This window comes from Pseudomonas sp. YQ_6, assembly GCF_043103245.1.
Lineage (GTDB): Bacteria > Pseudomonadota > Gammaproteobacteria > Pseudomonadales > Pseudomonadaceae > Aquipseudomonas > Aquipseudomonas alloputida.
On sequence record NZ_JBICJR010000047.1, the window covers coordinates 124,801 to 138,088 of the forward strand.

The window sequence follows — 13,288 nt, forward strand, 5'->3', positions numbered from 1 at the left end:
CAGTTGCTGCATGAGTGGGTGCGCGAGCAGTGGGAACACCTGGCCGACCTGGCCGAGCAGGTGGCGCCGGGGCTCGCTCAAGTCGATAGCGCGATGTTGCGCAACACGTTGGCCCAGGCGGAGGACTTTTCCGAACTGTTTGTCGTCGATGCCCACGGCAGCGTCATCGCTTCGACCTGGCCCCAGCGTGGCACGCCACGTATCGAGTACTTGGCAGCCCTGGCGCAGGGGCTGAAAGCACCCTTCCTGCACGGTCCCTACAGCGACCCGCTGACCTTGCAGGTCGGCCCGTCTTCCTCGCGCTTCCACGATGAAGTCACGTTGATGTTCTACCAGCCCCTCATGCACGAGGGCAAAGTGCTGGGTTGTCTGTGTGGGCGGGTGCCCAACGATGTGCTGGGTGACCTGATCCAGCGCGAGGCAGGGCACATTTACCCCGAGTCCGGCGACAACTACCTGTTCATGGCGCAATCGCGCTTCGACCCCACCATACAACCCGGTACCGCGTTGTCCCGCTCGCGCTTCGAGGACGCCACCTTCACCCATGGCGAAAACCTCAAGAACGGTGTGCACACGCCCTGGGCCACCGTGCAGGTCCAGCGTCATACCGAGCTGGAGCTTCGTTTCACCGACCCTTCCACGCGGGAACTGCACCCTGGCGTGAGGGAGACGATCAGGCGCGGTGCCAACCTGTTCGTGACCTACCCCGGCTATTCGGACTACCGTCATGTGCCAGTGGTGGGCAAGGGCGTTACCTTCCAGTTGCCGGGCTCGCCCGACCGCTGGGGCATGATGTGCGAGGCGGACCTGGAAGAGGTCTACCGCCGGCGTTCGCTGAGCTACGGTTTGATGAAACCCTATGTGGCGATCATGGCGGGGCTGTTCGGCTGCAATTACCTGGTGCAGCACTATGCAGGCCTGCCGCAAGGACTGACTGACGTGATCGAGGCCGTGAGCATGCTGGGCGCCACCTTGTTGTTTGGCGTGCTCGGGCCCAAGCGCCTGGCCGCCAGGTTGAATGGCATGAGCAGTGTGCTGTGCACCATCGCCGAGGGTGAAGGCAACCTGCGCCAGCGCCTGGATACCAGTACCTTGGCCAATGATGAGAGCGGCGACATGGCGCGCTGGATCAACAGCTTCATCGACCGCCTGGACACGGTGGTCGGGCAGGTGGTCAAGGCCAGCCGCACGGTCGGCAGCACCAACCAGATGATGCTCGGGCGCAGCCAGGAGGCCAGCGTAAGCTCCGCCGACGTGGCCGACGCCGTGCACCAGATGATGATCATCATGGAAGAGCAACTCGGCGAACTGCAACAGGCCTCGGTCAGCGCCGAGCAGATGAAACAGGCCATGGACGAAGTGGTCAGCCGCGCACGCGCGCAGTACCAGGCGGTGCAGGCGGGCACCCAGTCGATCCGCGATGTGGTGGCGCGCTCATCATCCAGCGTGCAACGGCTCGACAGCCGCATGGTCGAGATCGACAACATCACCGGGTTGATCAGCGAAATCACCAACCAGACCAACCTGCTGGCGCTCAATGCCGCTATCGAGGCGGCGCGGGCGGGGGAGCATGGTCGTGGCTTCGCGGTGGTGGCCGACGAGGTGCGCAGCCTGGCCGCACGCACCTCGCGTGCCGCCGACGACATCCGCCACATGGTCGAGAGCCTGCAGGGCGAAACCCGGCAGGCGGTAAGCTTCATGGAGCAGGGCGTGCAGGACGTCGACAACAGCCTGCGCCTGGCGGAGGACGCCTCTTCCGAAAATGTACAGCTGCACCAGGCGGTGGAGAGCATGTTCGCCATTATCCAGCAGCTCAACCGTCGCAGCGTGGAATACGGCAAGACGATCGAGCAGGTCAACCAGTCCTCCGGCGAGATGCGCCAGACCGCCCTGGTGCTGCAAAGCAGTGCGCAGAAGGTGAAGGTGGATGCTGGCAAGTTGCAGAAGCTGGTGGGGCAGTTCGAAGTCAGCGGTGATGGCGAACGAGGCGTCGCTGCTTGAGTAACGCACCTGTCCGGTCATCGCCAGTTGATGATCGCCGTGGGGCTGGTGGCGGTGTTCATCCATCGCCATGCTCACCGGGCATACCCGCACGCCGATGCAGTTGTGCGTGGCGTTGCTGTTGATCAACGTTGGCTGGGTGCAAGCTCACGCCGCTGATCAGCATCTCGTCGATGGGCGCATTGTCCCTGAAACAGCCGCAGCCTGGCTTCATTCAGCCCTTGGCGATGGGCTCCGGCAAGCCTTTGACGCCAGGGGTCAATGCGAACACGCCACCGGCCAGGGGCTGGTCGCTCAGGTCGATGCCTTGCGGGCGAATCGACGTCACGAACAACGTTTCCAGTTGCGGGCCACCGAATGCGCACATGGTAGGTTTCTTCACCGGTAGCGGCAGGGCGCGGTCCAGCTTGCCGTCGGGAGTAAAGCGCAGTACCTGGCCGGCATCGATCGCACAGATCCAGTAGCAACCTTCGGCATCTACCGCAGCCCCATCCGGCCGGCCGGGGTGCTGGTTCATGTCGACGAAGACCCGGCGGTTGTGCGGGCTGCCGCTATCGATGTCGTAGTCGAAAGCCCAGATCATCTGCACGCTCGGGTGTGAGTCGGAGACGTACATGGTTTTGCCGTCCGGGCTGAACGCCATGCCGTTTGGAACGGACAATGTGCCCAGCCGTGCCTGCAATGGCCCTGCCGTTCCATCTGCCATCGCGTCATACCGGTACAAGGCACCCACCGGCTCGGCGGCCATGCTGGTTTGCATCGTACCGGCCCAGAAGCGCCCCTGGCGGTCACAGCGCCCGTCATTGAAGCGCATGCCGGGCCTGGCGTGTTCGACACTGGCACGCTTGCCGGCCAGCAGACGGCCGTCTGCCTGGGGGGTGAGGTGGAAGATCCCGCTCTCCTGGGCCCCCAGCCAATGGCCTCGGTGGCTGCGGGCAATGCAGCCTAGCATTTCGTCTGCGGTCCAGTGGTGGGTCTGGCCGTCCGGTTGCCAGCGGTGCAGGCGGCCTACCGGAATGTCCACCCAGTACAAGGCATTTTCCTGCGGGTGCCAGACCGGGCTCTCGCCCGTGACATTGCGTGCATCGATAATCAGTTCGGCTGTCATGGAAGCATTCTGCACTCTATCGGGGGTCAGTCGCCAAAAGGTCCGGCAGCGGTGAAGGCGCCACCTTGCAGATGAGCAGTCGGGTCATTCGCGGCGGGTTTCGGCTGCTGCTCCAGTGCCGGGCGGAAGCGTTCGGCACTGTCCTTCGGGTTGAAACCCAGGTGCGCGGCGTAGCGGTTGCTCCACCACAGGTCGCGGTTGGCGGAGACGCCATACACAACGGTGTGGCCAACGTTCTCGGCCAGCAATGCGCGCTCCACCAGGTGTCCCAGGTCGCCATAGCTCAGCCAGGTGGACAACATGCGCACATTGCGGGGTTCGGGGAAGGAGGAGCCGATACGCAGGCTGACGGTTTCGATGCCGTAGCGGTGGAAGTAGAACGTTGCCAGGTCTTCGCCGTAGGCCTTCGACAGCCCGTAATAGCAGTCCGGCCGGCGCGGCGAATGCGCATCCACTTGTTCGCCCTGGGGGTAAAAGCCGGTGACGTGGTTGGAACTGGCAAAGACCACACGTTTGATCCCGTGCTTGCGGGCAGCCTCGTAGATGTGGAAGGTGCCGATGATGTTCGCTTGCAGGATTTCTTCGAAAGCGCGTTCGGTAGAGATCCCACCCAGGTGCACGATAGCGTCTACACCGTTGGCCAGGGCCAGTACGCCGGCCTTGTCCGCCAGGTCGCAATGGATAACTTCTTCATGCTCGTCCTCGGCCGGTGTCATTGGGCTGATGTCCGATACGCGCACGATGTCGGCGTGTGCTTGCAGTGCTTCGCGAAGCACGTGTCCGAGCCCGCCGGCAGCACCGGTGAGCAGCAGGCGGTTGAAGGGTTTGCGGGTGGTCGTGGTCATTGTACTGGGGCCTTTTACTGAAATTGCATGAAGGTGCCGTGCAGGAACGACACCGGCATGGGCGGGCGATAGCCCTTACAGGAAGTTGTACTGGATACCCAGGCGCCAACGGGCCTGGCGATCGTCCGTGTAACTGTTGACCTTGATGTCGCCCACCTCCATGAACGGTGCCCACTGTTTGTTGAGCTTGTACTTGATGATCAGGTTCTGCTCGTAGTCGCGCTTCTTGTTGTCGTAGCGGATGTAGTCGGTGGTGAAGTGGATGTACTGGTATTCGAATGCCCACGGGCCGCTGGGGGTATAGCCGAGCCAGCCTTCAAGGCGGGTGGTGTTCTGGTTGTCCTTGGCGCGGTCCGGCTTGCTGTGGTCAATCTGGTCGCGGTCGAGGTTGCGTGCGTCGTGGCGCACGCGGGTGGCGACGTACCAGGTGTCGCTGAGCTTGTAGTTGTACTTCAAGCCGAACTTGTAGGTGGTCGCATCCTTGGTGCTGTCCATCTGGAAGGCGGGGGTCCAGGTCGACCGGGGGCTCATCTTGTAGTTGTAGTCCACGGTGAACTCATGGCCGTTGTTGACCATGTTGTCGTAGGCGACGTCTTCGCGGTCGCCGGCAGTCTTGTATTTGATTTCTGCGGCAAACCCCAGGCCGCTGTCCTTGCGGTAACTCAGCTTTATCCGGTCGGAATGAATGCTGTCATCTTCGGTGAACGTGTGCCGGTAGTTGATGCTGGCGGAGTCTGCGCAGGCGTAGAACGACAGGCCGAGCGTACTGGCGGCGATGAGGCGGCGAAGTGTGATGTTCATGCGATCTCTTTTTTTGTTTTTGTTGAGGACGTGATGAGGCGGGTGAGCAAGGTGGTCGAGGTGGTCAGTGCTCCGTGATTTTTAAAATAAGTTATCGTACGACTGTGGAGCTGTCTACGAATTATTGAAATGTTGTCTGATCACACTGCTTGATGGCTCTATTAGGCGTGTTTCAAGGATGTGTTTGCTTTTATTTCGGGGTCTCATGATTGCTGCAGGCATCATGAATCGGAGGTTTTATCGGGTTTTAACTGGCGCTTTTCAAATGTTGTATGATGACGTAGGATGACCCCCAGAGCGTGACTCACTCGCCACAAATCCAATAAGAAGGCTCAGACGTCCATGATCATTACTGCTGTAACCGTCCAGGTATTTTCCTACCCCACGCGCCGCGCCGTAGACAGCGCCGGCCATGCCCACCCAGGTGATGTGACCCAGGCCAGGATGGCCCTGCTGCGCATCAGGACCGAGTGCGGCAGCGAAGGCTATGCGCTGGGCGCACCCGAGCTCATTCGCCCTTATGTGCTGGATAATTTCGTGCGCAAGGTGCTGGTTGGCGCCAATGCCTTTGACCGCGAAAAAATCTGGCACGACCTGGCGCACTGGCAGCGCGGTAGCGCCAGCCAGCTGACCGACCGTGCCCTGGCGCTGGTCGAGCAGGCGCTATGGGATTGGGCCGGTCGCAAGCTGAACCTGCCGGTGCACAAGCTGATCGGCGGCTACCGCGACAAGGTGCCGGCCTATGGCTCGACCATGTGCGGCGATGAGCTGCCCGGCGGTCTGTCCACTCCGGAAGAGTACGGTCGCTTCGCCGAAACCCTGGTCAAGCGTGGCTACAAGGCGATCAAGCTGCACACCTGGATGCCGCCGGTGTCGTTCGCGCCCAGCGTGAGCATGGACATCAAGGCATGCGCCGCCGTGCGCGAGGCCGTGGGGCCGGACATTGCGCTGATGATCGATGGCTATCACTGGTACAGCCGCACCGAGGCCCTCACTATCGGCCGTGCCCTGGAGAAGCTCGACTTTGCCTGGTTCGAAGAGCCAATGATGGAAGACTCCGCCGAGTCCTACGCCTGGCTTTCCGGGCAGCTGGATATCCCGGTGCTAGGCCCGGAAAGCCTCGGCGGCAAGCACCTGAGCCGGGCGAGCTGGGTCAAGAACGATGTGTGCGACATCCTGCGTGCGGGGGTTGCCGGTGTGGGTGGCATTGCACCGTGTCTGAAGGTTGCGCACATGGCCGAATCGTTCGGCATGGATTGCGAGATCCATGGCAACGGCGCCGCCAACCTGGCGGTCGTGGGGGCAATCAAGAACTGCACCTGGTACGAGCGCGGTCTGCTGCACCCATTCCTTGACTACGACGAGGTACCTGCCTATCTCAAGCGCCTGGTCGACCCGATGGACGAAGACGGCTATGTGCACCTGTCGAACTTGCCTGGCCTTGGGGAAGACATCGACTTCGACTACGTCGAAACCAATACGCTGCAAAGCTTCTGATTCGTGCATGGCGGCACGCGTCGCTGCGTGCCGCCCGAGCGTCCAATAACTATAAGAAGGCGATCTCACATGAGCGTTATCCCCACACTCTGGGCGGGGGTCTTTGCTGCGTCTCTGGCGCTGACCTCGGTACCTGCTGCTTTAGCGAAAACCCCGGCGGATCAGTTGATCGTCGGTATGAGCATGATCAACCTGCTGTCCCTCGACCCGGCGGCGGCCACCGGGCTGGATGTGTCCGAGGTCAATGCCAACCTCTACGACATGCTGCTGGTGCAGGACGTGCGTCAGCCGGACCGGCTGCTGCCAGCGCTGGCAGAAAGCTGGCGGGTCAGCGATGACCGCAAGACCCTCACGTTCAACCTGCGCAAGGGCGTAACGTTCCAGTCCGGTAACCCGCTAAGTGCCGAGGATGTCGCCTGGTCGCTGCAGCGCGTACTCAAACTTAACCTGGCCTTGGCGTCGACCTGGAAGGCCTACGGGTTTTCTGCGGGCAATGTCGACCAGCACATGCGCGCTGTTGATGACTCAACCTTCGTCATCGAGCTACCACGGCCGACTGATCCGTTGCTGGTGCTGAATACCCTGGCAACTTCGCCCAGCGCATTCATCCTCGACCGCAAGGTGGTGCAGCAGCACCAGAAGGGCGATGACATGGGCAGTGCCTGGCTGGCCACCCACGCGGCTGGTAGCGGGCCGTTCGTGCTAAAGGAGTGGCGCGCCAACGATGTCATCCTGATGAACCGTTTTGACGGGTACTGGGGTGGCCCAGCCAAGCTCAAACGCATCGTCATGCGCAACATGACCGAGTCGCAGTCACTGCGGTTGATGGTGGAGCGGGGCGACCTGGACCTGGCCAAGGGCATGTCCGCGCCAGACATCGAGGCGCTGGAGAAGTCTGACAACGTTCGTACCCAGACCGTGCAGCGCGGAACGTTGTACTACGTTGCTCTGAGCGTGAAGAGCAAACCCTACGACGATGTGCGCGTACGCCGGGCGGTTCGTTCGCTGATCGACTATCAAGGCATCAACCAGACCGTGATGCCGCACTATGGCCAGCTCAATCAGCGCCCGCTACCGCTTGGCCTGCCAGCAAGGCTGGATGATCCGGGCTATGCCCTGAACGTGGCCGAAGCGAAAAAACTGCTGGCCGAAGCGGGCTACCCCGAGGGCTTCAAGACCACCATCCGCGTGCTCACCGAGCCACCTTTCATCAACATTGCGTCCAGCCTGCAGTCGACCTTGGCCCAGGCCGGTATCAAGGCCACCATCGTCACCGGTACCGGCAACCAGATCTACGGTGCCATGCGTGAGCGCAGTTTCGACATCCTGGTCGGGCGCGGCGGCGGTGGTGCTGAACGGCATCCGCATTCAAGCCTGCGCACCCTGGTGTACAACCCGGACAACCGCGACGAAGCCAAGCTGAGCAACTTCCAGGGCTGGCGTACCTCGTTCTACAGCCCCGAGCTGAACAACCTGATCGAGCAGGCGGAAGTCGAGCCCGACAAGGCGCAGCAACTGGCCCAGTACCAGCAAATCCAGAAAACCTTGGACGAGCAGGTGGGGGCCATCCTGCCTGTGTCGCAGATGACCGACACCGTGGTGCTCTACCACGATGTGCAGGACTACCAAGGCCATACCGCGGCCACCACCCGTTACAAAGACGTCTACAAGTCGCGCTGAGGCCAAGCCTGCGAGATTGGTGAATGCTTTTTCAGGAGCCTGTTATGTTTGCTTCGACTGCCTCTGTAATGGGTGCCCGTGTATCGGGTACTGCCCGCCGGGCCAGCACGGTGCTGGTGACCTTGCTTGGCCTGCTGGCGCTGACGTTCTTCATCGGCCGGGTCATGCCGCTGGACCCCGTGCTGGCGGTAGTTGGCCCGGATGCCGACAGCTCCACCTACGACCAGGTATACCGGGCGATGGGCCTGGACAAACCGATCTGGGCCCAGTTCGGGCTGTACTTGAACGACTTGCTGCACGGTGATTTCGGCAATGCACTGCTCACCGGCCACCCAGTACTCGATGACATCAAGCGGGTGTTCCCGGCCACCATCGAGCTGGCAACGCTGGCCATTCTGTTTGGCGTGCTGATCGGTCTGCCACTGGGCGTGGTGGCTGCCAGCAATCAGGGGCGGGTCGGCGACCATGTCGCACGGGTCATTACATTGTTTGGCTATTCCACGCCTATTTTCTGGGTCGGCATGATGGGCCTGCTGGTGTTCTACGCCTGGCTGGGTTGGGCGGGTGGCGCAGGGCGCATCGACCTGGCCTATGACGGCATGGTCGATGAGGTTACCGGCCTGCTGCTGATCGACACGGCGCTGGCGCGTGACTGGGAGGCCTTCACCAGCGCGTTGCGCCATATCGTTCTGCCGGCGTTGATCCTGGGCCTGAACTCGGTGGCCTACATCAGCCGCATGACCCGTAGCTTCATGCTCGAGCAACTGTCGCAGGAATACATCATCACCGCCAGGGTCAAGGGGCTGTCGCGGCGCCAGGTGGTCTGGAACCACGCGTTCCGCAATATCCTCGTGCAGTTGCTCACGGTGGTCGCCCTGGCCTATGGCTCGTTGCTGGAGGGGGCGGTGCTGATCGAAACCGTGTTTGCCTGGCCTGGCTTCGGCCAATACCTCACCAGCAGCCTGATGCTCGGTGACATGAATGCAGTGATGGGCTGCGTGTTGATCATCGGCCTGATTTTCGTTGCGCTCAACCTGATAAGCGACGCCCTGTACAAGGTGTTCGACCCAAGGACCCGCTAATTCCCGCTCAGCGTGAACACATTGAATAACTATAAAAAAGGATGCGCCATGAAGACTGTATTCCCGCCGCTGCGTATGGCTTTGCTGGGCGCAGCGCTGCTGCTCGGCCCGCTCGCTGTGGTGCAGGCGAAAACCCCTGGCGACCAGTTGATCGTCGGCATGAGCATGGTCAACCTGTTCTCCATCGACCCGGCCAACGCGCCCGGCCTGGATGCCTCTGGCATCAATGCCAACCTTTACGACACGCTCATCAAGCGCGACCAGGGCAACCCGGACAAGCACCTGCCACAACTGGCTGAACGCTGGGACGTCAGCGAAGACGGCAAGCAGATCACCTTCCACCTGCGCGGTGATGTCCTGTTCCATTCCGGCAACCCGCTCACTGCCGAAGATGTGGCCTGGTCACTGTACCGGGTGATGAAGCTCAACTATGGCCTGGCTACCACCTGGAAGGCCTACGGCTACAGTGTCGAAAACATTCAAAAGCTGATCCGTGCGACCGATAGCCATACCTTGGTGATCGACCTGCCGCAGCCGACCGACCCGTTGCTGGTGATCGACTCGCTGGCTGTGTCCCCCAGCGCTGTCGTGGTCGACCGCCAGCAAGTGCTCAAGCATGAGAAGAACGGTGACCTGGGCGCGGCCTGGCTGGTCACCAATGAGGCAGGCAGCGGGCCGTTCACCCTGACCAAGTGGAGCGCCAACGATGCGCTGGTGATGACCCGTTTCGACGGGTACTGGGCAGGCCCGGCGAAGATGAAGCGAGTGCTGGTCCGCCACATGACCGAGTCGCAGTCACTGCGCCTGATGCTCGAACGCGGTGACCTGGACCTGGCCTACGGTATGGCTGCGCCGGATATCAAGGCCATCGAGAGTTCCGACACACTCCAGGTGCAAGCGTTGCAGCGCGGCACCCTGTACTACGTGGCGATGAGCATGAAGCAGCCGGAGTTTGCCAACCGCAAAGTCCGTGAAGCGGTGCGTAACCTGATCGACTACCAGGGCCTGGACCAGCAGGTGATGCCGCATTACGGCAAGCTCAACCAGCAGCCGATGCAGCTTGGGCTCGAGGCCCGGTTGCCCGACCCGGGCCACAAGCTGGATGTCGCCAAAGCCAAGGCACTGCTGGCAGAGGCGGGCTACCCACATGGTTTCAATACAACCATTCGCACGCTGTCCGAACCTCCCTTCATTGATATCGCTGCACGTATGCAGTCGACCCTGGCTGAAGGTGGCATCAAGGCCACTATCGTCACCGGTACCGGCAACCAAGTGTATGGCGCCATGCGCGCGCGCAACTTTGAGATGATCGTGGCGCGGGGCGCCGAGCGTTATCCGCACCCGTATTTCAGCCTGCGCACCTTCGTCTACAACCCCGACAACAGTGACAGCGCTGGCCTGCCCAACTTCCAGGGCTGGCGAGCGTCGTTCTTCAGCCCCCCGCTGAATGACCTGATCGACCGGGTGGGGGTCGAGCGCGATGCGGCCAAACGCCTGGCCATGTACCAGCAGGCGCAGAAACTGTACGACGACGAGGTGGGGCCGATCATGATGATTTCGCAGATGACCGACACCGCCGTAAGCGCAGCCGACGTCAAGGGTTTCACTGGCGACGACGCCGAAGCCACCCGCTACCTGGGCGTCTACAAGCAACGTTGAGTACCGTCCGGGGGCTCACGGGTACCCCGAGCGGCCATGACTCCACATCGAGAACTTGCCGATGATTGCCAACATATCTTCTACCGAATCTACCGCCAAGCGGCAGGCCGATGCCCCGGCGTCCAGCCTTGAGGCCCTTGGCAAAAGCAGCCTGCGGGTGTTGCGCCTGCTGGTCCGCAACCCTATGACCCTGGCGGGCTTGCTGGTGGCCTTGCTGCTGGTCGTGGTAGCGGCGTTCGCGCCGTGGATCGCCACCCACGACCCGGTCATCCAGAACCTCGCCAATGCCTTGCAGGCACCCAGTGCCGCGCACTGGTTCGGTACCGACGAATACGGCCGGGATATCTTCAGCCGGCTGGTCTATGGCGCGCGTATCACCCTCTACATCATCGCCCTGGTGACGGTCATCGTCGGCCCGATCGGCCTGTTCATCGGCACGGTATCGGGCTACTTCGGCGGCATTGTCGATACCGTGTTCATGCGCGTCACCGACATTTTCATTTCGTTCCCCAGCCTGGTGCTGGCGCTGGCCTTCATCGCCGCATTGGGCCCTGGCCTTGAGCATGCGGTGGTGGCTATTGCGTTAACCTCCTGGCCACCGATCGCACGGCTGGCCCGGGCCGAAACCCTGTCGCTGCGCAAGGCCGACTTCGTGGTGGCGGTCGAACTGCAGGGCGCGTCTTCGACACGCATCATCCTGCGCCATATCGTACCGATGTGCCTGTCGTCGGTGATCATCCGCCTGACCATGAACATGGCCGGCATCATCCTTACCGCGGCGGCGCTGGGCTTCCTCGGGCTAGGGGCGCAGGCGCCTTTGCCGGAGTGGGGGGCGATGATCTCCACGGGGAGGCGCTACATGCTCGAGTGCTGGTGGCTGGTAGCCGTACCCGGTGCGGCAATCATGCTGGTGAGCCTGGCGTTCAACCTGCTGGGCGATGGCCTGCGGGACATTCTCGACCCGCGTAGCGAGTAACCGGAGGCTTTATGTCAGCAGTCAAACTCAATGTCGAATCGCTCAATGTGCGCTTCGTCAACGGCAAGAAAGTGATGCACGCGGTGCGTGATGTGTCCTTCACCCTGGGCCGGGAAAAGCTCGCCATCGTGGGTGAGTCCGGTTCGGGCAAGTCCACCGTGGGCCGCAGCTTGCTCAAGCTGCACCCCGGCAGCGCGCAGATCACCGCAAAGGCCCTGCAGTTCGGCGATGTCGACCTGCTCAGTGCCAGCGAAAAGACCATGCAGAAAATTCGCGGCCAGCGCATCTCGATGATCATGCAAGACCCCAAGTATTCGCTCAACCCGGTGGTGCGGGTGGGTGACCAGATTGCCGAGGCGTACCTGGCGCACCACAAGGCCAGCCGCAACGACGCCCGTGAGCGGGTGCTGCAGATGCTCGACAAGGTGCATATCCGCGACCCAAAGCGCGTCTACGATCTTTATCCGCATGAGGTGAGCGGCGGCATGGGCCAGCGCATCATGATCGCGATGATGGTGATCACCAGCCCGGAAGTGATCATCGCTGACGAGCCGACCTCGGCGCTGGATGTTTCGGTGCGCCAGCAGGTGCTCAACGTGCTCGAAGAGCTGGTGGTGGAGCAGCAGATGGGGCTGATCTTCGTTAGCCACGACCTGAACCTGGTGCGCAATTACTGTGACCGGGTACTGGTGATGTATGCCGGGCGCGTGGTGGAGTCGCTGGCTGCCAGTGACCTGCACCGTGCCGAACACCCCTACACCCGAGGCCTGCTGGCCGCTTTGCCAAGCATGGACAACCGCCGCCCGCGTTTGCCCGTGTTGCAACGCGACCCACTGTGGCTCTCCTGCTGAGGTAACTGACCATGTCCATGATCCAAGCACACGCATTGAACCTTAGCTTTGGCGTTGGCGCCACGCTCAACCAGGTGCTGCACAATGTCGACCTGAGTGTCGAAGATGGCGAGTCATTTGGCCTGGTGGGGGAGTCCGGCTCTGGCAAGACCACGGTATTGCGTTGCCTGGCCGGCCAGTACCGGCACTGGAGCGGAGCCCTGAGCATTGACGGCGTGCCGTTGCAACACAAGCTCCCCAAGGAGCACTTTCGCAAGGTGCAGATGGTGTTCCAGGACCCCTATGGTTCGCTGCACCCGCGCCATACCATCGACACTGCACTGCGCGAGCCGCTGGTGATCCACGGCATGGATGAGCGCAACGATCGCATCAACGACATCCTCGTCAAGGTAGGTCTCAACGACAGCTACCGTTACCGCTACCCGCACCAGCTGTCCGGTGGCCAGCGTCAGCGCGTGGCTATCGCCCGGGCGTTGATTCTTGAGCCTAGGGTGCTGTTGCTCGATGAGCCCACGTCGGCGCTGGATGTGTCGGTGCAGGCAGAAATTCTCAACCTGTTGTCCGACCTGCGTCAGCGCGAGAAGCTCACCTACCTGATGGTGACGCACGACCTGGGTGTGGTCAGCCATCTGTGTGACAAGGTCGCGGTGATGCAGCAGGGGCGTATCGTCGAGCAACTGGACTGCCGGGCACTGAGCCAGGACCAGGCCACCCACGATTACACACGAATGCTGGTGCAAGCCAGCCGTGACTTCAGCGCAGATCGTGCCCCGGCCATGTCGGCCTGA

Annotated in this window: 11 protein-coding genes; 8 read left to right on the forward strand and 3 right to left on the reverse strand. The window is 61.9% G+C overall.

What is annotated here, in order from left to right; translation table 11 throughout:
* The first annotated feature begins 1,350 nt into the window (after positions 1 to 1,350).
* Complete coding sequence (locus tag ACF8FG_RS15465) at positions 1,351 to 2,001, forward strand: methyl-accepting chemotaxis protein (protein ID WP_371923993.1); 651 nt, start codon at positions 1,351 to 1,353, stop codon at positions 1,999 to 2,001.
* A 214-nt stretch (positions 2,002 to 2,215) separates the two neighbouring features.
* Here ACF8FG_RS15465 and ACF8FG_RS15470 read toward each other — a convergent pair whose 3' ends face one another.
* The 3 genes from ACF8FG_RS15470 to ACF8FG_RS15480 all read right to left on the reverse strand — a co-directional run bounded on the left by ACF8FG_RS15470 (position 2,216) and on the right by ACF8FG_RS15480 (position 4,755).
* The gene (locus ACF8FG_RS15470; protein WP_070383636.1) at positions 2,216 to 3,109 is read right to left on the reverse strand and encodes an SMP-30/gluconolactonase/LRE family protein; all 894 of its coding nucleotides are present in this window, start codon (positions 3,107 to 3,109) and stop codon (positions 2,216 to 2,218) included.
* Between the two features lie 26 nt (positions 3,110 to 3,135).
* Positions 3,136 to 3,954, reverse strand: coding sequence for an NAD(P)-dependent oxidoreductase (locus tag ACF8FG_RS15475; protein ID WP_014590403.1), 819 nt, complete (start codon positions 3,952 to 3,954; stop codon positions 3,136 to 3,138).
* Between the two features lie 75 nt (positions 3,955 to 4,029).
* Positions 4,030 to 4,755 carry an oligogalacturonate-specific porin KdgM family protein gene (locus ACF8FG_RS15480; RefSeq protein ID WP_012051859.1) on the reverse strand — a complete coding sequence of 242 codons (726 nt, stop codon included), beginning with the start codon at positions 4,753 to 4,755 and terminating at the stop codon, positions 4,030 to 4,032.
* 342 nt (positions 4,756 to 5,097) lie between these two features.
* Here ACF8FG_RS15480 and ACF8FG_RS15485 point away from each other — a divergent pair, with 342 nt between their 5' ends.
* The 7 genes from ACF8FG_RS15485 (at position 5,098) to ACF8FG_RS15515 (ending at position 13,288) form a co-directional block, all read left to right on the forward strand.
* A complete protein-coding gene (locus tag ACF8FG_RS15485) occupies positions 5,098 to 6,252 on the forward strand; it encodes a mandelate racemase family protein (protein WP_014590404.1) in 1,155 nt (384 codons plus the stop codon).
* Positions 6,253 to 6,321: 69 nt separating this feature from the next.
* On the forward strand, positions 6,322 to 7,932 hold the full coding sequence (locus tag ACF8FG_RS15490) for an ABC transporter substrate-binding protein (RefSeq protein WP_070383637.1): 1,611 nt from the start codon (positions 6,322 to 6,324) through the stop codon (positions 7,930 to 7,932).
* A 68-nt stretch (positions 7,933 to 8,000) separates the two neighbouring features.
* Positions 8,001 to 9,014 (forward strand): ABC transporter permease subunit, encoded by a 1,014-nt coding sequence (locus ACF8FG_RS15495; RefSeq protein WP_017148229.1) that lies wholly within the window; start codon positions 8,001 to 8,003, stop codon positions 9,012 to 9,014.
* Positions 9,015 to 9,062: 48 nt separating this feature from the next.
* Positions 9,063 to 10,673, forward strand: coding sequence for an ABC transporter substrate-binding protein (locus ACF8FG_RS15500; protein ID WP_070383638.1), 1,611 nt, complete (start codon positions 9,063 to 9,065; stop codon positions 10,671 to 10,673).
* Positions 10,674 to 10,734: 61 nt separating this feature from the next.
* On the forward strand, positions 10,735 to 11,649 hold the full coding sequence (locus ACF8FG_RS15505; protein ID WP_012051864.1) for an ABC transporter permease: 915 nt from the start codon (positions 10,735 to 10,737) through the stop codon (positions 11,647 to 11,649).
* Between the two features lie 11 nt (positions 11,650 to 11,660).
* A complete protein-coding gene (locus ACF8FG_RS15510; protein WP_012051865.1) occupies positions 11,661 to 12,500 on the forward strand; it encodes an ABC transporter ATP-binding protein in 840 nt (279 codons plus the stop codon).
* A gap of 11 nt (positions 12,501 to 12,511) precedes the next feature.
* Positions 12,512 to 13,288, forward strand: coding sequence for an ABC transporter ATP-binding protein (locus tag ACF8FG_RS15515; RefSeq protein ID WP_014590407.1), 777 nt, complete (start codon positions 12,512 to 12,514; stop codon positions 13,286 to 13,288).